At 71.8% G+C, this 19241-nt stretch carries 19 protein-coding genes; 8 read left to right on the top strand and 11 right to left on the bottom strand.

The features are described from left to right. The 3 genes from ACXVGS_RS15760 to ACXVGS_RS15770 all read left to right on the top strand — a co-directional run. On the top strand, positions 1–486 hold a 486-nt coding region (locus ACXVGS_RS15760), incomplete at its 5' end, for an acyl-CoA dehydrogenase family protein (protein WP_458537160.1). A 135-nt stretch (positions 487–621) separates the two neighbouring features. Then, the gene (locus ACXVGS_RS15765) at positions 622–3021 is read left to right on the top strand and encodes a YfhO family protein (RefSeq protein WP_458537161.1); all 2400 of its coding nucleotides are present in this window, start codon (positions 622–624) and stop codon (positions 3019–3021) included. 1518 nt (positions 3022–4539) lie between these two features. Continuing rightward, positions 4540–4857: a hypothetical protein gene (locus ACXVGS_RS15770; RefSeq protein ID WP_458528808.1), complete on the top strand. Its 318-nt coding sequence runs from the start codon at positions 4540–4542 to the stop codon at positions 4855–4857. Positions 4858–4877: 20 nt separating this feature from the next. On the opposite strand, the gene ACXVGS_RS15775 is transcribed toward ACXVGS_RS15770, so the two are convergent. From ACXVGS_RS15775 to ACXVGS_RS15790, 4 genes are all read right to left on the bottom strand, one after another. Further along, the gene (locus ACXVGS_RS15775; protein WP_458528809.1) at positions 4878–5048 is read right to left on the bottom strand and encodes a hypothetical protein; all 171 of its coding nucleotides are present in this window, start codon (positions 5046–5048) and stop codon (positions 4878–4880) included. A gap of 197 nt (positions 5049–5245) precedes the next feature. Next, the gene (gene acs / locus ACXVGS_RS15780; RefSeq protein ID WP_458537162.1) at positions 5246–7225 is read right to left on the bottom strand and encodes an acetate--CoA ligase; all 1980 of its coding nucleotides are present in this window, start codon (positions 7223–7225) and stop codon (positions 5246–5248) included. 76 nt (positions 7226–7301) lie between these two features. Further along, complete coding sequence (locus ACXVGS_RS15785) at positions 7302–7979, bottom strand: acetate uptake transporter (protein ID WP_458528811.1); 678 nt, start codon at positions 7977–7979, stop codon at positions 7302–7304. A gap of 321 nt (positions 7980–8300) precedes the next feature. Next, positions 8301–9275 (bottom strand): patatin-like phospholipase family protein, encoded by a 975-nt coding sequence (locus ACXVGS_RS15790; RefSeq protein ID WP_458528812.1) that lies wholly within the window; start codon positions 9273–9275, stop codon positions 8301–8303. A 386-nt stretch (positions 9276–9661) separates the two neighbouring features. Here ACXVGS_RS15790 and ACXVGS_RS15795 point away from each other — a divergent pair, with 386 nt between their 5' ends. Then, the gene (locus ACXVGS_RS15795; protein ID WP_458534887.1) at positions 9662–10390 is read left to right on the top strand and encodes an FG-GAP repeat domain-containing protein; all 729 of its coding nucleotides are present in this window, start codon (positions 9662–9664) and stop codon (positions 10388–10390) included. A 92-nt stretch (positions 10391–10482) separates the two neighbouring features. After that, on the top strand, positions 10483–10929 hold the full coding sequence (locus ACXVGS_RS15800) for a DUF309 domain-containing protein (RefSeq protein ID WP_458537163.1): 447 nt from the start codon (positions 10483–10485) through the stop codon (positions 10927–10929). Here ACXVGS_RS15800 and ACXVGS_RS15805 read toward each other — a convergent pair. Beyond that, positions 10918–12096 (bottom strand): hypothetical protein, encoded by a 1179-nt coding sequence (locus ACXVGS_RS15805; RefSeq protein ID WP_458537164.1) that lies wholly within the window; start codon positions 12094–12096, stop codon positions 10918–10920. The two genes, ACXVGS_RS15800 and ACXVGS_RS15805, sit on opposite strands and share 12 nt — an antisense overlap. Positions 12097–12274: 178 nt before the next feature. Between ACXVGS_RS15805 and ACXVGS_RS15810 the strand changes: the two genes are divergently transcribed. Continuing rightward, a complete protein-coding gene (locus tag ACXVGS_RS15810) occupies positions 12275–13048 on the top strand; it encodes a nuclear transport factor 2 family protein (RefSeq protein WP_458528815.1) in 774 nt (257 codons plus the stop codon). A gap of 76 nt (positions 13049–13124) precedes the next feature. Here the strand turns inward: ACXVGS_RS15810 and ACXVGS_RS15815 are convergent, their stop codons facing one another. The 3 genes from ACXVGS_RS15815 to ACXVGS_RS15825 are packed head-to-tail and all read right to left on the bottom strand — an operon-like array spanning position 13125 to position 15422. Beyond that, positions 13125–13358: a biotin/lipoyl-containing protein gene (locus ACXVGS_RS15815; RefSeq protein WP_458528816.1), complete on the bottom strand. Its 234-nt coding sequence runs from the start codon at positions 13356–13358 to the stop codon at positions 13125–13127. Further along, positions 13355–14401: an alpha-ketoacid dehydrogenase subunit beta gene (locus ACXVGS_RS15820; RefSeq protein ID WP_458528817.1), complete on the bottom strand. Its 1047-nt coding sequence runs from the start codon at positions 14399–14401 to the stop codon at positions 13355–13357. Before ACXVGS_RS15820 ends, ACXVGS_RS15815 begins: the two co-directional genes overlap by 4 nt. A gap of 10 nt (positions 14402–14411) precedes the next feature. After that, positions 14412–15422: a thiamine pyrophosphate-dependent dehydrogenase E1 component subunit alpha gene (locus tag ACXVGS_RS15825; RefSeq protein WP_458528818.1), complete on the bottom strand. Its 1011-nt coding sequence runs from the start codon at positions 15420–15422 to the stop codon at positions 14412–14414. Positions 15423–15576: 154 nt separating this feature from the next. Here ACXVGS_RS15825 and ACXVGS_RS15830 point away from each other — a divergent pair, with 154 nt between their 5' ends. Beyond that, positions 15577–16134 carry a universal stress protein gene (locus ACXVGS_RS15830; RefSeq protein ID WP_458528819.1) on the top strand — a complete coding sequence of 186 codons (558 nt, stop codon included), beginning with the start codon at positions 15577–15579 and terminating at the stop codon, positions 16132–16134. 43 nt (positions 16135–16177) lie between these two features. On the opposite strand, the gene iolB is transcribed toward ACXVGS_RS15830, so the two are convergent. From iolB to ACXVGS_RS15845, 3 genes are all read right to left on the bottom strand, one after another. Continuing rightward, the gene (iolB, locus tag ACXVGS_RS15835; protein WP_458528820.1) at positions 16178–17059 is read right to left on the bottom strand and encodes a 5-deoxy-glucuronate isomerase; all 882 of its coding nucleotides are present in this window, start codon (positions 17057–17059) and stop codon (positions 16178–16180) included. A gap of 47 nt (positions 17060–17106) precedes the next feature. After that, a complete protein-coding gene (locus ACXVGS_RS15840) occupies positions 17107–17580 on the bottom strand; it encodes a MarR family winged helix-turn-helix transcriptional regulator (protein WP_458528821.1) in 474 nt (157 codons plus the stop codon). A gap of 139 nt (positions 17581–17719) precedes the next feature. Beyond that, positions 17720–18835 (bottom strand): LCP family protein, encoded by a 1116-nt coding sequence (locus ACXVGS_RS15845; RefSeq protein ID WP_458537165.1) that lies wholly within the window; start codon positions 18833–18835, stop codon positions 17720–17722. Between the two features lie 119 nt (positions 18836–18954). Between ACXVGS_RS15845 and ACXVGS_RS15850 the strand changes: the two genes are divergently transcribed. Next, on the top strand, positions 18955–19241 hold a 287-nt coding region (locus tag ACXVGS_RS15850), incomplete at its 3' end, for a glycosyltransferase (protein ID WP_458537166.1).

The following is a 19241-nucleotide window of genomic DNA, read 5'->3' on the forward strand; positions in this document are numbered from 1 at the left end:
GGTGACCGCGTCGTCGGCGGCGTCGGCGAGGGCCTGAAGATCGCGCTGCGCACCCTCGACCACACCCGCGTCACCATCGGCGCCCAGGCCGTCGGCATCGCCCAGGGCGCGCTCGACTTCGCGATCGGCTACGTCAAGGAGCGCAAGCAGTTCGGCAGCCGGGTCGCCGACTTCCAGGGCATCCAGTTCATGCTCGCCGACATGGCGATGGAGCTCGAGGCCGCGCGGCAGATGGTCTACGTCGCCGCAGCCAAGTCCGAGCGTGGCGACAAGGACCTGCCGTTCTTCGGTGCCGCCGCCAAGTGCTACGCCTCGGACGTGGCCATGAAGGTGACCACCGACGCGGTGCAGCTGCTCGGTGGTTCCGGCTACGTCAAGGACTTCCCGGTCGAGCGGATGATGCGCGACGCCAAGATCACGCAGATCTACGAGGGCACCAACCAGATCCAGCGCGTCGTGATGGCGCGGCAGCTGCTCAAGGCGTGACGGATTGGGGTTGCTCCAAGGGGCGATGGGTACCATCCCGGCGTTGCTAGTCGACGGTGAAGGAAGGCTCACGTGATGCGAGGGTGGGCCCGGAGGCTGGCGCCCAAAGCGTTGGTGCCGCTCTCGGCTGCACTCGTGACGGGGTTGGTGTGGTGCGCTGCTTCGTTCATCGAGGGAAGACCGCCTCTCGGTGGCGGGGCCCTTGTCTTCGGCGACTTCGGCAACCAGAGCATCCCGTTCCTCGCGTACTACCGTGACGTCCTCACAGGTCACGCTGACGGAAACCTGCTGTTCGCCTGGGGAATGGGCTACGGACAGTCGTTCTGGCCAACCTTCACGATGTACCTGGCCAATCCGCTGAACCTGTTGGTGCTCGCCTTTGGCCGGTTGTCGGTGGTTGATGCTGCCGCCACGGTGGCGATCTGCACCGCAATGACGTCCGCAGCGGCAATGGCTTCGCTCCTGCAGAAACTCCGTCGTGAAGACCGTGTCCTGGCGGTGGCCCTGGCGTCCGCCTACGGCTGCTGCCAGTACGCGGTCAACGACGCGTCCTACCAGCCCATGTGGCTGGTAGGAGTCGCGGCTCTGCCGCTGATGGTGTTGAGCGCCATCTGGGTGCGTGACCGGAGCAGGCTGGGGTGGCTGACACCGGTGGTCTTCTTCACCTGCTGGTTCAGCGACTTCTACACGTCATGGATGGCGTCCTTGGCCGCGGGACTGGTTGTCATCACGCTTTGCGTCGCTCAACCAGCGGCTTGGCCGCACCCGATCCGGACGATCGTCCGGTGGGCGGCTCTCGCCGGGTTGGGCGTGGCCATGGACAGCTTCAGCATCGTCCCCACCTACCTTGCGGTGAAGCGGTCTGCCATGACGCCGAACGTTCCGTTCGAGGCAGGGACCGCCCGCGATCTGGCGAGCAGGCTGTTGATGGGCACCGAGGGTCTCGGTCGGGCGCCGTCGATCGGAGTTGGCGTACTCCTGGGGATGCTCCTCCTCGTCGCCGTCGTCCTCACGTGGCGGGAGCGGTTGACCCGCACGCTGGTCATCACGTTGGCGCTGACGCTGCTGTCGATGAGGTGGAGCGTGACGTCCACCGTCTGGCACGGGTTCGACACCCCGGACGGCAACTTCTACCGGCAAGCCTTCGTCTTCGTTGCCATGCAGCTTCTCGCCGTGTGGCTGCTTCTTCCGAGGCTCGCCCAGCGGCCAGGGAAGCACGTGCTTGCAGCCACCGCCGGGGTGGCTGCCGTGTTCGGGGCACTCGTCCTCGTGTCCCAGGGGAGCATCGTCACCACATCGGTCACGACGCCCGCGTCGGTAGCGCTCGTGGTTCTGGGACTGGTTCTGATCCCTGTGATGGTCGGCCGCGGCCGGGCTGCCCCTACGGTCACTGTCTGCCTCGCTGCGCTCCTCGTAGGGGAGCTCGTGGCGAACCAGGTGGCGATCGTCGACGCGCGTGACACACGTTATGCCGCCCAGACGGTCGACCTCGGCGAGCTCAGAGGGCAGGGGGATGTCGTCAACCGGATCCGCGAGCTCGAGTCCGGCGGCTCGCGGGCGGGTGTCACCGTGCGGATGACTCCCAACGACCCCATGCTCTACGGGGGAACGGCCGCCACCTCCTACACGACGATGATGCCCAAAGACGTGAGTGACCTCATGGCGGGCATGGGGTTGGTGACGACGGCCGGTGGCCGTCGCATCTTCAGCGAGGGCAGCCCCCTGGAGGATGCCACGTTCGGCGTCGACAGCCGCGTCACGTGGAGCTCGGGGCGGACCGTCGTCACGCGGGTCCCGGGAGCCACGGTCGGCCGCTGGCTGGGACGCCACCCGAAGGTCACGAGGCTCGACTCCGGACGCCGGGACCCGATCGCGTTCTTCTCGGCGATGTTGAATCTTCCCTTGACCACCCCGTCCGTCACCAGGATCCGGCAGCGTGGGAGTCGAACGCAGCTGCAGGTTCGCTGCTCCCCAGGATCACCCCTCCTTCTGGTGGACAGCCAAGGGGTCTCGTTGCGCAGCGTGCCGACCGCCTCCGGCTTCTCGACCCGGTTCCCGTGGGCCGGGCGACTGCGGTCCGGGCAGCTGAAGCCGGGTGAGGCCGCAGACGTCAGTTTTGTGTCGCGGTCAGGCTCGCGGCGTCAGCCGCACATGGAGTGCACCGCCGCCAACCCGTCGCAACTGGGCCAGCCGGCTCAGCTCAGGCGGACCGGTGATGGATTCACCGTCACTGTTCCTCCACGCGAGTCCGCGGCGACCCTGTTGGTCGGGACGACCGCCACATCGGAGTGGACCTGCTCTACGCCGGGCAACTCGACAACCTCCACGGGTTCACTCAACGGGCTCCTGACGGTCGTGGCGCCTTCCGCTGGCACTGTCACATGCCGGTTCTCTCCCAAGGGCCTGGCTGCAGGCGTGGCCATCAGTGTTCTGGCTGCGCTGGTGTGGTTGGGCGTGGTGGGCGCGAGCTGGCGCTTCGGTGGCACGGCCATCCGAGGACGCTTCCCGCGAAGGAAGGCCGCCGTCTCCGCGTAGATCGGTCCCAGCGGCAACGGGTTCCTCCCGCTCTTGGTTCGACGACCGGTCAGTCTGTGCGCGGCGAACCTCGGACCCGCCGCCTGTCCTCCTGCCTCGATCAGGACCGAGCGGCTCGTGCTCCGTGAGCCCGAGGCCCGGCGCCGGGCGGCGATGATCAGCATCGTCCCGGCGCGACCCGGCGCGACCCGGCGCGACCCGTGGCGCTGGGGTCACCTCCGCCCGGAGGGCGGGGAGGGCGAGCTCGGCTCCCTGTTCCTGCCGCGGGCGTGTGGTCGGAGACGCCGGCGAGCCAGCTCCCGCAGCTGGCTCGCCGGTTCAGTCGCAGTCCAGGCCGCGGCAGACCACGCTGGTGCAGCCGTAGTGGGAGCGGTCCGAACCGCAGATCGGGCACCGAGCCGGGGCCGGCCCGCGCTCGTCACGCTGTCGGAGCTCCCGCGCGCCCGTCATCGCCCCACCGCGCGCACGACACGGTCGCGGGTGCGCTCCACGCGCCCGCACTGCTGACACACGATGACCGGACCCGAGGGATGGGCGACCACGCGACGCGACAGGTGGCTGTGGCACCCGAAGCACTGTCGGGCGAGGACCTGCCGAAGCCGGCTTCGGCGACGCACGGTGTGGGACAAGCTGGGAACAGTCATTGGCCCATGCTCGGAGCCTGGACGAATCGAGGCCGGGGCCCAAGGTCCCTCACTCCGAGGAGGGCCACGGGAGAGTGCTGGGCTCCAGCGTCGTCGTCAAGGGGGTGTCGGCCGCGGACTCGCGGCGGCAGGAACGATCTCGGCACTGCTCGCCGCATGCGGCACAGCCGTAGCCCTGGAGGATCACCCGCTGCCGCCTGCTACGTACGGCACCGGACTGAACCAGCTGTCCCTAGGCCGCCATGGGAGCAGGCAAACCCAAGATCGACGAGGCGACCCCTCGGCAAGCCATCAAGCACCCGCCGATGCAACCTGCCGGAGGGCAGAGGGTCCAGGGACTGGGCCTGTTCAACGTCTCGGTGTCCATGCTCAAGGGGCAAGGAACCCTCCCCTCGAGAGGTTCAGGCACCACCTGGCGTGGGTTGGCGTCTCCGAGCTGACCAGCCCCGGCCAGATCAGCTGTGCCAACCCGGCGGGGGCGTCGGTGTCCTCGACATCGCGCTCGCGCCCGCACTTCGCCGTCATCGTCGATGCCCAGACGGGGACGTCGTACGAATGGACCGAGACCAGCACTCGGCGCGCGGCCCCTGGGCCTCTGGGGTGTGACGATGACCGCGCCGGGGGGACTGTCGGGAGAACTCAGGCCAATGACTCATTTCGGTGGATTGTCAAGGGGCTTGGTCGGACCACGTGTCTGTTCTTGGTAAAGCCCGAATCGGCGCCTTCTGCGCGTCGCTACCGTCGAAAGAGCACACCTGGCGAGGACCGGCTGCAAGGGGGTGGCGGTCATGGCTTCGGAGTCATCGCTACGGCAGACGGCTTGTCGATGCGGTCATGCCCGCGCGACAACGCACCGCGGCGCGGGGTGACCACCGTGTCCCAGCTCGCGTGGGCTGGCCTCCTGGCCACGGTGTGTGCCCTGCTGGCGTGGGGGGAGTGGCTGATGTTCTGTGTCTGGCTGGTGCGGTTCACCGGGTCGAGCGAGTGCCTGAAGGACGCCGCGGTCGTCGCGCGCTCGTTCAGGGCACCGCGGTCCACCGGGCCCGTCGGCCCGACGGCCACCGGGCCGCTGGTCCCGGGCGTCGACAGTGAGGTCCTCACGGCCGAAGATCGGCAGCGCCGGGCGGGGGTCCAGGCCACGGTGCGCCCTGGCGGCGCTCGCGCAGCACCCTGGCGTGGAGCCGGCCGCTGAGGACTGCGGGGCCGCCGACGTCAGGTGTGGCAGACGACGCTGTGGTCGACGAAGTCCAACCGGTCGAGGCTGACGTGCCGGCACTGGCACACCCACACCCCGACGGGCACCACGATGCCCCGGAGCCGGGCGTCCTCGCGGGCGCAGTGCAGGTGGTAGGCGCGGCGCGCACGGTGGAGCAGTCGGCGCACGCGGCTCACCTCGGGAGGGACGCCGACCAGGGCGGCTGGGTGCGGCCCGGCAGGGCTGTGAACAGGGACGTCATGCCCGCCGAGTGTACGAGCGACACCCGGCGGAGCCCAGCCACAGGGCCCTTCGTCCCGGGTCGTGAGCCACCGACGCCACACCAGGTCACTCACGCCACGGCGGCCCCGTCAGCGACGCCGGCTCAGCCCTCCTCGCCGGTGCTGGCCCCCTTCATCCGGTCGTCGATCATGCTGACCACGGTGGGGTCGGCCAGGGTGGTGACGTCGACGAGCTCCCGGTGCTCGGCCACGTCGCGCAGCAGACGGCGCATGATCTTGCCCGAGCGGGTCTTGGGCAGGTCCGGGGTGAGCAGGATCTGCCGCGGCCGGGCGATCTTGCCGATCTCGGTCGCCACGTGGTCCCGCAGCTCCGCGATGAGCTTCTCGCCGGAGGCCGGGTCGTCGGCGACGTGGCCGCGCACGGTCACGAAGGCGACGATGCCCTGGCCCGTGGTGGGGTCGCTCGCCCCGACCACGGCGGCCTCCGCGACCGCCGGGTGGGAGACCAGGGCCGACTCGACCTCGGTCGTGGAGATGCGGTGCCCGGAGATGTTCATGACGTCGTCGACCCGGCCCAGCAGCCAGATGTCCCCGTCGTCGTCCTTCTTGGCCCCGTCGCCGGCGAAGTACAGGCCCTCGAACCGGGACCAGTACGTCTCGCGGTAGCGGGCCTCGTCGCCCCAGATCCCGCGGAGCATGCCCGGCCACGGCTCGGTCAGCACCAGGTAGCCACCGCCGCCGTTGGGGACCGGGGTGCCGTTGCCGTCCACGACGTCGGCCCCGATGCCGGGGAACGGCGTCATCGCCGCACCTGGCTTGGTGGCGGTGATGCCCGGCAGCGCGGTGATCATGATCCCGCCGGTCTCGGTCTGCCACCACGTGTCGACGACCGGGCACCGGCTGCCGCCGATGTGCGTGCGGTACCACATCCACGCCTCGGGGTTGATCGGCTCGCCGACCGACCCGAGCAGGCGCAGCGAGGACAGGTCGTGCCCGGAGGGCAGCTCCTCGCCCCACTTCATGAAGGTGCGGATCGTCGTCGGCGCGGTGTAGAGGACCGTGACGCCGTGGTCCTCGACGATGCGCCACCACCGGTCCCGGCCCCCGGCATCGGGGGTGCCCTCGTACATCACCGACGTCGTGCCGTTGGCCAACGGCCCGTAGACGATGTAGCTGTGACCGGTGACCCAGCCGATGTCGGCGGCGGTCCAGAACACGTCGGTCTCGGGCTTGATGTCGAAGATCAGCCGGTGCGTGGCCGCGACGTGGGTGAGGTATCCGCCGGTCGTGTGCAGGATGCCCTTCGGCTTGGCCGTGGTGCCGGAGGTGTACATGACGTAGAGCGGGTGCTCGCTGTCGTGGGCCTGGGCCTCGTGCTGCGCGCTCTGCCGGTCGACGACCTCGTGCCACCACACGTCGCGGCCCGGGGTCCACGACACGTCCTGCCCGGTACGCCGCACCACCAGCACCGTGCGCACGTCGGGCAGGTCCTTGGTCGCCTCGTCAACCGCAGGCTTGAGTGCGGCAGCGGCCCCGCGCCGGTAGCCGCCGTCCGCGGTGATGACGACCCGGGCGTCGCAGTCGATGATCCGGTTGCGCAGCGCCTCGGCGGAGAACCCGCCGAAGACCACCGTGTGTGGCGCCCCGAGCCGGGCACACGCCAGCATGGCCACGACCGTCTCGGGGATCATCGGCATGTAGATGGCCACCCGGTCGCCGCTGCGCACCCCGAGCTCGGTCAGCGCGTTGGCCGCCCGGCACACGAGGTCCTTCAGTTCGGCGTACGTGATGTCGCGGGTGTCTCCCTCAGGCTCGCCGACCCAGTGGTAGGCCACGCGGTCACCCCGCCCGGCCGCCACGTGACGGTCGACGCAGTTCACCGCGACGTTGAGCCGTCCGCCGGCGAACCACCGCGCGAACGGGGCGTTGCTCCAGTCCAGCACCTGCTCCCACGGCTTGGCCCATTCCAGGCGCTCGGCCTCACTCGCCCAGAACGCCAGCCGGTCGGCCGCCGCCCGTGCGTAGATCTCCGGCTGGGCGTTGGCCCGCGCGCTGAACTCGGGTGACGGCGCGAAGCGCCGCGTCTCGGTGAGCAGTGCCGACAGCTCGGTCTCGTCGCCCACGGCGACCACCTCCAGGGTGTGCGGCCCTCGGGTGCCGGCCGGTCGTGGGCCGGCGCCCGGGGCCCTCGGTCAGGGGTCAGCTGCGGCCGGTGGCGGCCATCGGCCAGGTGGGCAGGACGGTGCGCTTCCAGGTGGAGTTCGTGACACCGGCGAAGGAGGTGTACCAAGCGGCTGCAGCGGTCGCCAGGCCCAGCCAGCCGCCGATCTTGGTCCACGACGACGCCGACGGGACGGTGCTGCCGAACGCGCCGATGGTGAGGAACAGGAAGGTCAGTGTCAGCAAGGCGAAGACGGCGGTGACTGCGCCGCTCACGCGGAGCGCGCCCATCGTCATGTAGGCCGTGAAGATGGTCCAGCCGAGCAGGTAGATGGCCACGGCCGAGTGGATCTGACCGAGCGGCACCGCCCGGAGGGAGAACGTGGCGAGGAACCAGTACGACAGCCAGAACGCGCCGTAGGAGCTGAACGCGACCGCACCGAAGGTGTTGCCGCGGCGGAACTCCCACATGCCGGCGAAGAACTGCGTCCCGCCGCCGTAGAACAGCGCGAGCCCGAGCACGGTGGGGGCGATGGCGGCGTTCATGAGGCCGGCGTTGACCACGCTCAGGACCATCGTCGTCATGGCGAACCCGGCAAGCCCCAGGGGTGCCGGGTCGGCCACGGTGACCTCGGCCAGGGGGGCCGCGGCCGGGGCGAGGGGTTCAGCTGCGGTGGTCATGCCCGCGGTGGGGGTCGTGATTCGACTGTCAGACATCGGAGAGACTCCTTATCCGGATCGACCCGGCTGAGGGTCAGCCGGTGCTCCCGTTGCTGCTGACAGGGCACTGATGCGTGCCGACGATCCGCCGGTCGGTGCACCAGCACCCCGGCGGGTAGACGAGCCCCCGGTCGGTACGACGCGGCCCCCGGTGCCGTGGACCGTGCCACGGCGTGCCCCCCGACCTCCGGGGAGATGCGTCATGTCGGCGACGGGGTGCCTATCTCCCCGCTCCTGTACTTGCCCTTCAAGTCTCGCACCGCGGGCAGGGTGCGTCTACAGACCGGTCGCCGGCGTCCGCCGGGCGTTCGGATGGCCTCAGTGGCGGGCGCCGTAGGCAGCCAGGGCGCCACGCACCTCGGGACGCGCGGCGTAGGCGCCGGCGCTGAGGAAGGTCTGCTGCACGATCTCGTGGATGCGGCCACGGGCCAGCAGGTCGTTGCCCATCACCTCGTGCTCGGCGTGGCCGGGGCGGAACACGACCACGCTGGTGCCCCGGTCGCGCAGCGCCTGCACCTCGCGCCGCGCCAGCCGGGCCGCGCGCCAGCGCGTGGCGCCGTAGATGTCGGTCGGGACGGTCGTGCGGCCCGACATCGGCGAGACGACGATGACCAGCTCCAGGTCGCGTTCCCAGACGACGGCCGCGTTGGTCGGTGAGTGGGTGCCGCCGTCGACGTACTCGTGGTCGCCGATCCGCACCGGCGCGAAGTACCCGGGGAGGGCGCAGGAGGCGGCGATCGCCCGGTGCAACGGGGCGTCGGGGGAGCCCGGGCGCCCGAAGACGACCCGCCGGCCGTCGTCGCGCCGCACGGTGCAGATCCACAGGTCGCGCGCCGGCCACGAGTGCCCCTCGACCTTGCGCAGCATCCCGAGCTGCTCCGCGATGTCGCGCTGGCCCGGGGCCAGGCGCGCGATACCCGCCACGAGGGGTCGGAACCGCGTGGGGCGCGTGACGGCGTGGCGGACCACGCCCCAGCCAGGTGGTGCCGGCAGACGGCGGACCATGTGCAGCGGGCGGAGCGGGTCGAGCTCCGGGACCTCGGTGCCGACGAGCTCGTTGAGCAGCTGGCCCTCGGTGGACAGCGGCGCCCGCACGGCCCAGGCCGCGAGCTCCGAGGCGGGGATGCCGACGCGCAGCAACGACCCGGTGATCGCCCCGGCCGAGGTGCCCACGATGACGTCCGCGGTGCGCGGGTCCCAGCCGTAGTCGTGCTCGAGCATCGCGAGGACCCCGGCGTGGTACGCCTGCCCGACGACACCGCCGGCGCCGAGGACGAGGCCCACGCCACCCACCCGGTCGAGGATGGGTGAGCCTGTCGGGTTACGGCAAGGGCTGTCCCACCCGTGACTCGTTGACCGTCCCGCAGGGGTGTCCTGCCCGCCGGAACGACCACGCGGCGCAGCCCTGCGGCCGGTGCGGCGCGGCAGGATCTCGGGCAGATGGCGCAGGCGCCCTCGGTCGGGCGCTGACCCGGCGACTCGCCCCGGCGCCGGAGGACGGCGCCGTCCGTCTGGGGTCCACTGGTCGTGGGCCGCCTTCGGCCGGTCCACCGGCCGCGCCGAGGTCGTGACATCAGGAGGCCGCCATGGGCGCCGCAACCCCGTCAGCCCAGCATCGGTCCCGCGCCCGGTGTCGGCTCCGCGCCCGGCGGGCGCTTCCCCTCGTGCCCGTGGTCGCGATGCTGTCCGCGGCGCTGTCCCTGAGCCCGGTGGCGGCCGGCGCCACGCCCGCGAGCCCAGCCACCGCCAGCACGCCCGCGAGGCCAGCCACCGCCACCACGGCCGTCTCGACGACGGTGGACTTCAGCGGGGACGGGCACGCGGACCTCATCGCCCGGACCCCGACGGGGGTGCTGTACCTCTACCGCGGCAACGGTGCCGGCGGCTTCCTGGGGCCGCGGACGGTGCTCGGCACGGGCTGGCAGATCTACGACCGGCTCTTCTCCCCGGGCGACTTCACCGGCGACCGGCACCCGGACCTGCTAGCCCGGGTCAAGGGCGGGGCGCTGTACCTCTACAAGGGCAACGGCGCCGGCGGGTTCCTCGGGAGCCGCACCCTCATCGGCACCGGCTGGAACATGTTCGACAAGGTGTTCGGGGTGGGGGACTTCAGCGGTGACGGGAAGGTCGACCTGATGGGGCGGACGCCGACCGGGTACCTGTACCTGTACCGCGGCAACGGCGCGGGTGGCTTCCTCGGCCGCACGTACATGGGCGGAGGCTGGAACATGTTCGACAAGGTGTTCGGGTTGGGGGACTTCAGCGGTGACGGGAAGGCCGACCTGATGGGGCGGACGCCGGCCGGGTACCTGTACCTGTACCGCGGCAACGGCGCGGGCGGCTTCCTCAGCCGCACGGTCATCGGCACCGGTTGGACCGTCTTCAACCTTGTGGGTGGGGTCGGCTGAGCCCACCACCAACCGGTATGCCGGGTGGTCACCCCCCGGTGTCACTCCTGGCCCGGGTGGGTGAGCGGGCCGGCGGGCGGCATCATGGACGGGTGGAGGACACCCCCGAAGGGCGGGACCGCGACGCTCAGGGCCGCGCGCGGCAGGCACGTCCGCGCGACGCGCTGGGGCGACCGCTGCCGTACGACGCGGCCGGGGTCGAGCCGTTCCCCGACGCATCCCTGCCGCCACAGGAGACCATCGACACGGCCCGGGAGCTGCTCGAGGCGGGGCGGCCGTTCTCCGCCCACGAGGTCTTCGAGGCGCGGTGGAAGGCCTGCCCCCTCGAGGAGCGCGAGCTCTGGCAGGGGCTCGCGCAGATCTGCGTCGGGCTCACGCACTCCGCCCGCGGCAACGACGTGGGTGCCGTGCGACTGGTCGACCGCGGGATCGCCCGGTTGGACGAGTACGCGCGCAGCGACGGGCCGCTCTACGGCCTCGACCCCGTGGCCATCGCGACCTGTGCGCGTGCGCGGGTCCGTCCCCCGTCAGGCGGCTGAGGCCGGGGCGAGCTCGGCGCCGGTCCCGTCGAGCCCCCTCGTGCCGCCGGGGTCGTGCGTCCGTCGGTGCCCCGGGCGCAGCACGAGCAGGACCACCGCGACGGCCGCGGCAGCGAAGCCGATCCGGAGCCAGGCCAGCCCGGGCTGGGTGAGCAGGCCCGGCAGCGGGGCGAACCGCACGGCATACAAGGTGGCGGCGCTGACCAGGGTGAGGACCGGTGTCGTCGTGGTGGTCAGGAGCAGGTCGACGACGGCGGCGGCGAGCACGGCCCCGGAGGTGTAGTACGGGTATGTCGCGGGGTCGAGCACCAGCCTCGCGGCCACGACCATGAGCAGCACCGCCGGCCAGTGACCGCGGCGCACCGCCAGCGCTCCAAGGCCGATGCCCAGCAGCAGCTGGGCTGGCCGGTCCCAGGGCGGGGTGCGCGTGGCCGTGACCCCGAAGACATGCAGCGCCGAGGACGGCGCCACCGGGATGGTGAAGTGGCCCAGCCGTGCGGCGGTGGCCGGTGCGTCGAGCAGGAACGGCAGCCACGCCGCGACCACTCCCGCGGCCCACACGCCGACCGCGCGCAGCAGCACCCGCCCGCGGAAGACGAGCAGCAGCGCGACGAACCCGACCGCCCAGGGCTTGGCGTCGGCGGCGGCGGCCAGCAGCACCGCGGCGAGCAGCGGGCGGCGGCCGGCGACCGCGTGGAGGGCCGCCACGCCGAAGCCGAGGGCGAGGACGTCGTCGAGGTGGCCGAAGTGGACCGCGACCTCGTCCCAGACCGGGACCACTGCCAGCCCGGCCAGGAGCAGACGCCGGTCCCGGTGCGGTCCGGGCATCAGCCGGCGCAGGCTCAGCAGCAGCACCGGGCCCACCGCGGCGAGGGCCAGCAGGGCGACCAGCTCGCCGAGGCGGTAGGGCAGCTCGACCAGCGGCGTCGCCGCGAGCAGGGTGACCGGGCCGAACTGCAGCTGCGGGTGCGCGGCATACAGGTCCAGGCCGTCCCCCGGGGCGTTGCCGAGCAACAGGCGGGAGCCGAGGGGGAAGAAGTGCCATGACACGCTGGCCACGGCGAAGAACGGCACCACCCAGATGGCGGCCCACGCCCACAGGAGCAGGTGCAGCCGACGCAGGCGCGGCTCGTCGGCGGGGGAGACCAGGGTCGGTGAGTCAGGCACCGGGGGACGCTAGGCAGGGATCCTGCGACGAACCTGAGAGGGACCTGACCGTGGCTGAACGCGGCGTGGTGGCAGGCGCGCATCCGAGCGTATTCCGCTCGACGGCGACCGATGGAAGAGTGAAAGGTTGCCGGCCGCGCCCGGCGACCGGCGACCTGACCGGTAGGAGGTAGTTCCGATGGTTGATGTGTTGGTCAGCAACCTGGACACCCAGGGCGAGACGCGCCAGTTCGAGGCGCACGGCCACGCCGTCCTCACGAACGCGGGAGCTGCGGCGATCCTCCGGGGGCAGTTCGAGCCGGGGTGGCGGTGGTCGGAGGACGTCAAGCCGATCGTCGGGACGGGCAGCTGCCAGGTGCACCACCTGGGCTACGTCGTCTCGGGTTCGATGCGGATCCGGTTCGACGACGGCACCGAGGTGGAGGTCACGGCAGGTGACGTGTTCGACCTGCCGAGAGGGCACGACGCCTGGGTCACCAGCGACGTGCCCTGCGTCATGGTGGACTACTCGGCGGACGCGACCCGCTATGCCCGGGGTCGCCCGAAGGGCATCGCAGCGCCCGACGACGCCGCCATGAACGTCATCCGCCGCGGCTACGCCGCGTTCAACACCGGCGACGTCGACACGCTGCGGTCGTTGTTCTCCCATGACGTGATGCAGCACGTGGCCGGCACGGGTCCGCTCGCCGGCACCTACAAGGGTGCCGACGCGGTGCTGGAGTACTACGGCAAGCTCGGCGAACGGTGCGACGGTACCTTCCGGGCCGACCTGCTCGAGGTGCACGGCGACGGCCACGGCCACGTGACGGCGGTGCACCAGCTTTCGGCGACGCGCGGCGGAACCAAGCACGTGAGCCGTGGCTCGATCCTGTTCACCCTCATGGGCGACAAGATCACCGACATCCTCGAGCTGCACAGCGACCTGCCCGGCTACGACGCCTTCATGAGCTAGGTCGCCGCCACCCGGCGCCCCGGCGAGAGCCCCTGCCTCCCTCACGGGGCAGGGGCTCAAGCCTCGGGTTCGACCCTCAGTCGATCCGGGCGATCGGGCTGCCCTGGGTGACCGCCTCGTCCTCCTTCACGAGCAGGTGGACCACCCCGGGGCACGGCGCGGGCACCTCGGCAGCCACCTTGTCGACCTGCACCTCGGCCAGGAGCTGGTCGGCCCGCACCGTCTCGCCCTCGGCGACGAACCAGGTGGACAGCACGCCCTCGGCGCCCGGCCGTTCCTTGCTCAGTGCCGGGAACGGGACCTCGGTCATGCCCGCACCACGCGGTGGATCGCGGCCTCGATGCGGTCCTGGCGGGGGAGCACGGCGTACTCGAGCGCGTGGGCGTAGGGGACCGGGGTGTCGGGGTTGCACACCCGGGCCACCGGCGAGCGCAGCATGCTCGGGTCGACGTCGGTGATGGTCGCGCTGACCTCTCCGGAGAGCCCGAAGGACTGGTAGTCCTCGTCCACGACGACGAGCCGCCCGGTCTTGGAGACCGACCGCAGGATCGTCTCGCGGTCGAGCGGGACCAGGCTGCGCAGGTCGATCACCTCGGCGTCGATACCCTGTCCGGCCAGGGACTCGGCGGCGTCCAGCGCGTGGTGCACCGACAGCGACAGGGTCACCACGGTGGCGTCGCTGCCCTCGCGGACCACGGCTGCCTCGCCGATCGGCACGGTGTACGGCCCGTCGGGCACGTCGCCGGTCGAGCGCGGGTTCTTCACCATCCACGGCAGGCCCATGACGCCCTTGTGGAACATGTAGACGACGGGGTTGTCGTCCCGGATCGCCGAGATCATCAGGCCCTTGGCGTCGTAGGGGTTGCTCGGCACGACGACCTTCATCCCCGGCAGGTGGGCGAAGGTGCCCCACAGGCACTGGGAGTGCTGCGCGCCGTCGGAGTAGCCGCCGCCGACCGCGGTCGTGAGCACCATGGGCACCTTGACGTGGCCGCCGGACTCGAAGTGGATCTTGGCCATGTGGTTGTAGATCTGGTCCAGGCACACGCCCATGAAGTCGGCGAACATCAGCTCGGCGATGGGGCGCATGCCCTCGACCGCGGCGCCGATGGCCAGGCCGATGAAGGCGCTCTCGGAGATGGGGGTGTCGATGACCCGGTCCTTGCCGAACCTCTCCTGCAGCCCGGCGGTGGAGCTGAAGATGCCGCCGTAGGGCCCGACGTCCTCGCCGAGGTAGAACACCGACGGGTCGCGCTCCATCTCCAGCTCGATGGCCTCGACCATGGCCTTGGCGGTGGTCAGGCGGTGGCTGCCGTGCCCGGTCTCCTGGGTGGGGGTCTCGGTGATGGTCATGGGAGGCTCCTCAGCTGAACACGTAGGACGAGGCGGTGGCGGGGTCGGGCACGGGGCTGTCCTTGGCGAAGGCGATCGCCTGCTCGACCCGGGCCTGCGCCTCCTGCCGGGTCCGGGCGATGACGGCGTCGTCGAGGACGCCCTCGTCGCGCAGCCGCTGCTCGTAGCGCGGGATCGGGTCCATCGAGGGCACGTCGGCCAGCTCGGGGCGGTATCCCTGCGCGTCGCCCTCGAAGTGGCCCCACAGCCGGACCGTGTGCACCTCGAGCAGCGTCGGCCCCTTGCCCGCGCGGGCGCGGGCGACAGCCCGGTCGGCGGCCGCGTAGATCGCCTCGACGTCGTTCTCCACGCGCTCCGCGGGCATGTTGTATGCCGCGCCGCGGCTGGCGTTGGACGGTACGGAGGTGGATGCGTCCCGGGGAACGGAGATGGCCCAGTCGTTGTCCTCGACGACGAAGACGACGGGCAGCTGCCACAGCGCCGCGAGGTTGAGGGACTCGTGGAAGGCCCCCTGGTTGGCCGCGCCCTCGCCGGTGACGGCCACCGCGACCCGCCCGGTGGCCTTCTGCTTGAAGGCATAGGCCTGCCCCAGCGCCGGCGGGTAGCCCTCGGCGATGATGCCCGAGCAGGAGAAGTGCACGGTCGGGTCGAACAGGTGCATGTGCCCGCCGCGGCCCCGCCCGAGGCCGGTCTCCCGGCCGAAGATCTCGGCGGCCATCTTGTCCATGTCCACCCCGTGCGCGATGGCGAAGTGGTGCGGCCGGTGGGTGGCGGTGACCGCGTCGTCGCCGGTCAGGTGGGCGCACACGCCGGCGGCCACGGGCTCCTGCCCGGCGGCCAGGTGCATCTCGCCGGGCACCAGCCCCTTGCCGATGTCGAAGCCCGGCCCCTTGTCCGCGTGGTACTCCCGCAGGACGGCCTCCTCGAAGGTGCGCGCGAGGACCATGGTCCGGTAGAGCGCCAGCCGGGTGGCCGGGTCGAGGGCGAGGGACTGCGGTGTGTCGTGTGCCGTGGTGCTCATGCCGTCCTCCAGACGCCGGGACGCCCTCCGAACCGCGGACGCCTCGTCAGTGGCCTTCCGAACCCCCTTGCGCCAACGTAGGGCGGGCCGCGCCAGGGGCTGCACGGACCTAGGTCCTCCCGGCCCGGCCCCCACCCGCGTCCACACTCGGACCATGAGCGACGCCACGCCACCTCCTGTCCCCGGAGCGCCGAGCACGGGTCGGGTGGTGGTCGGGGTTGACGGGTCCGAGGGGTCGCTCGGGGCGGTGCGGTGGGCCGTGGAGGAGGCCCGGGCGCTGGGCTGCCCCGTCCACGCGGTGATCGGCTGGTCATACCACCCGACGTGGAGCTACTCGACGGTCGGCAATATGTATCCCGCTCCCTCGGCGGTGCTGCCGAGCTCGTGGGACCCGATCATGACCGACCCGCAGCCCCCGGAGCACGAGACCGAGGTCGATGCCGAGGCGGCGGTGCGCAACGCGGCCGACGCGACGGTCACGCGGGTCCTCGAGGAGGACGAGAAGGCCGGCCGCACGCCGGTGAAGGTGAGCACTGAGGCGGTGGAGGGCCACCCCGCGCAGGTCCTGCTCGACGCGGTCACCCCGGCCGACGTGCTCGTCGTCGGGTCCCGCGGTCACGGCGGGGTCACCGGCGCCCTGCTCGGGTCAGTCACCCAGCACGTGGTCAACCACGCCCGGTGCCCGGTCGTCGTGATCCCCCACGGCCGCTGAGGCCGCACCGCGGGCCCGCGCCTGGACGGACCGGACCCGCGGGTCAGCGGGTCTCGGGGAAGGGGAGTCGGGGGTCGCCGGGCTGGGAGGCCAGCGCGCTGGTCACCCAGGCGTGCTCCGGCTGCTCGGTCATGAGCACCTGGTGGCGCGGCCCGGCGCCGGCGATGACGTGCAGCGAGTACATGTCATAGCCCGGTGGCGTCATGGCCGGGCCGTGCCAGCCGTACGGGACGAGGACGACGTCACCGGTGCGCACCGTGGCGGCGACGTTGATCGGCCGGTCGGGGGTGCCGTGCACATGGTGGAAGGCGAACCCGCCGTCCCCCTCGGGGGCGCCGTGCTGGCGTCGCAGCTCGACGTAGCAGATCTCCTCGACCGCGCTCTCCTGGTCGTCGCGCTGCCGGTCGTGCCGGTGCGGCGGCCAGGCGGACCAGTTGCCGCCGGGGGTCAGCTCCTCGAGCACGATGAGCGAGCGCGCCTGGAGGACCTCGGGGGTCCCGACCCGACGCTGCTGCCTGCTGGTGTGCCCCGTCCCGATGAGCCGGGTCGTCACCCACTCCACCCCGACCCGCCGGAACGGCAGCGGCTCCTCGGTCGTGGCGTGGGGGAGCGCCACCCGGCCCCCCGTCGTGGTGGTGATGGTCATCGTCGACCCGCACGGCACGTAGGCGTAGTCGGTGGGCCCGGCGAAGGGGTCGTCCCGGCCGCTGAGGAGGACGAGCTCGCTGCGGCACTCCACCCGCCACCGACCGGACAGCGGCAGGACGAGCCACTCGCTGTCACCAGTGCGCACGGTGCGGGACTCGCCGGCGCCGAGGTCGGCGACGTGGAGACCGGCATGCTCCCAGACGTCTCCGTCCGGGGTCACCGCCACGGTGAAGCCGGAGGCGGTGGCCGTGCCCGCCGGTCGGTGCCAGGTGTTCATGGTGCACCTCCAGGTACGCGTCGGGTGGCGCGCGGGTTGCTGCTGGGTCAGGTGTGGCCGGCGCTCACCGGGTCATGGGTGAGCTCACCGGCGGCCGAGGCGAAGGTCCGCATCGACGTCGCCAGCTGCTCGCGGGCCGGGGCGTCCATGGCGTCCAGCACCCGCGAGATGGCGTCGCGGCGGTGGTCGTTGACCGCGGCGACCAGCGCCCGCCCGGTCGGGGTGAGCGTCAGCCGGACCAGCCGGCGGTCGTCAGGGTCCTCCGCGCGGTCCAGGTAGCCGGCAGCCACGAGCTTGTCGACGGTGCGGGTGGCATTCGACGCGTGCACCCCGAGGGCTGCGGCCACGGTGGCACCGGACAGCGGCCCGTCGGTGGAGGCCATGACGAGCACGCGCAGCTGGGGCAGCGTCACCGCCTCCTCCACGGCCGCCACGGACTCGGCGGCCACGGCCACCAGCACGCGCGAGGCGGCCATGACGGACTCGACCTGCTGGGGGGTGGGGCCGGTGGTGCGGGGCACCTCTTCATGATGGCGCAACCATTGCGCTGGCGCAATGAAAAGGTGGCGCGGTCGCGGTGGCGTCGCGCGGCATACACCCCCGGCACGCAGGAAGCCCCCGTCCCCTCAGGGGGGACAGGGGCTGCCTGTATGCCGTGCCTCAGGGCTGGACGGTCAGCGGGTCGTCGTTCTTGAGCGCCTTGAACAGCGCCAGCGCCTTGGTGCTGTCCCACTTGACCGCGCTGCCCGCCGGCGTCTGCAGGTTGGGGTTGCTGATCGGCATGGTGATCGACTGCCCGTTGCCCTGGGAGATGCTGCGCAGGGCCAGCAGTGCCTTGCCGACCTCGATCATCGAGTCGTTCTCGTCGACGGTCAGCGACGTGGCGACGGCCGAGCCGAACGCGTTGAGGCGCCAGGGAAGCAGCACGTTGGAGGGGGTGGCCCCCTTCTTCATCAGCGCGCCGAGGAACTGGCGTTGGCGCTGCACGCGGCCGAGGTCGCCGAGCGGGTCGGAGTAGCGGGCACGGACGTAGCCCAGGGCGATCCGGCCGTCCATGTCCTGGCAGCCGGGCTTGAGGTTGATGCCGGCCTTCTTGTCGTTCATCGCGTGCTTGACGCAGATGTTCACGCCACCGACGGTGTCAACGACGTTGGCGAACCCGCCGAAGCCGATCTCGATGTAGCCGTCCATGCGCAGCCCGCTGACCTGCTCGACCGTGTCCATCAGCAGCTTCGCCCCGCCGTAGGAGTAGGCGGCGTTGATCTTGTTGCGGCTGTGGCCGGGGATCGGCACGTAGCTGTCGCGGGGCAGGGAGACCAGGGTGGGCTTCTGCCCGTTCCCCGGCAGGTGCAGCAGCATGATCGTGTCGGTGCGGGCGCCGGCGGCGTAGCCGGTGGACAGCGCCTTGCGCTGGGCCTTGGTCAGGCCGGCGCGGCTGTCGGAGCCGACGAGCAGGTAGTTCTTGCCCGAACCCGCCGCGGGGCGGTTCGACGAGGTCGGCTCCGCCGGGATCTTGACGACGTGGCTCCAGGCGGAGTTCGCAGCCCAGGCGATGGCGCCGACCCAGGCGAGCAGGACCACGAAGATCACGATGAGGGTGTTGCGCACCGGGTGGCGCTTGCGGCGGCGGGGGGCCTCCACGGCGCGGCGGCTGCGCGGGGGCTCCCCCCCCGCGCCGGCCGTGGCTCGCTGGCGTCGGGTGTCCACGGTGACGACGTCGTCGTCCCCGTGGATCGGGATCTGGCGCGATCGTGTCGGGTCGTAGTCCTCAGGCACGCCATGAGGGTAGAGCCTCCGGCTGGGGGAGGGGCAACGCCGCGCGAGCGCCGCGCCACAGCAGCGGTACCCTGACCCGGCCCGCCGACGCCCAGCACGCTGAGGACCCAGCCCTGACCATGCCTGTCCCGGAGCCCACCTCCGCCCCGGAGCTCACTCCGGCCCCGGAGCCCACACCCGCCCCGGCCACCTCGCTGCCGGCGGTCTCGGTGGTGATGCCGATCCTCAACGAGGAGCGTCACCTCGAGGAGGCGGTCGCCGCCGTCCTCGGCCAGGACTACGCCGGCCCCGTGGAGGTGGTGCTGGCCCTCGGCCCGAGCCGGGACCGGACCGACGAGATCGCGGCCGCTCTCGCGGCGGCCGACCCCCGGGTGCACACGGTGCCCAACCCCAGCGGCCGGACCCC

This window comes from Oryzihumus sp. (genome assembly GCF_054325275.1).

Coding starts and splice junctions, on each gene's coding strand:
- ACXVGS_RS15785 (WP_458528811.1), bottom strand. CDS start 7,979: ATGTCTGACAGTCGAATCACGACCCCCACCGCGGGCATGACCACCGCA.
- ACXVGS_RS15795 (WP_458534887.1), top strand. CDS start 9,662: ATGCTGTCCGCGGCGCTGTCCCTGAGCCCGGTGGCGGCCGGCGCCACG.
- ACXVGS_RS15810 (WP_458528815.1), top strand. CDS start 12,275: ATGGTTGATGTGTTGGTCAGCAACCTGGACACCCAGGGCGAGACGCGC.
- ACXVGS_RS15815 (WP_458528816.1), bottom strand. CDS start 13,358: ATGACCGAGGTCCCGTTCCCGGCACTGAGCAAGGAACGGCCGGGCGCC.
- ACXVGS_RS15820 (WP_458528817.1), bottom strand. CDS start 14,401: ATGACCATCACCGAGACCCCCACCCAGGAGACCGGGCACGGCAGCCAC.
- ACXVGS_RS15825 (WP_458528818.1), bottom strand. CDS start 15,422: ATGAGCACCACGGCACACGACACACCGCAGTCCCTCGCCCTCGACCCG.
- ACXVGS_RS15830 (WP_458528819.1), top strand. CDS start 15,577: ATGAGCGACGCCACGCCACCTCCTGTCCCCGGAGCGCCGAGCACGGGT.
- iolB (WP_458528820.1), bottom strand. CDS start 17,059: ATGAACACCTGGCACCGACCGGCGGGCACGGCCACCGCCTCCGGCTTC.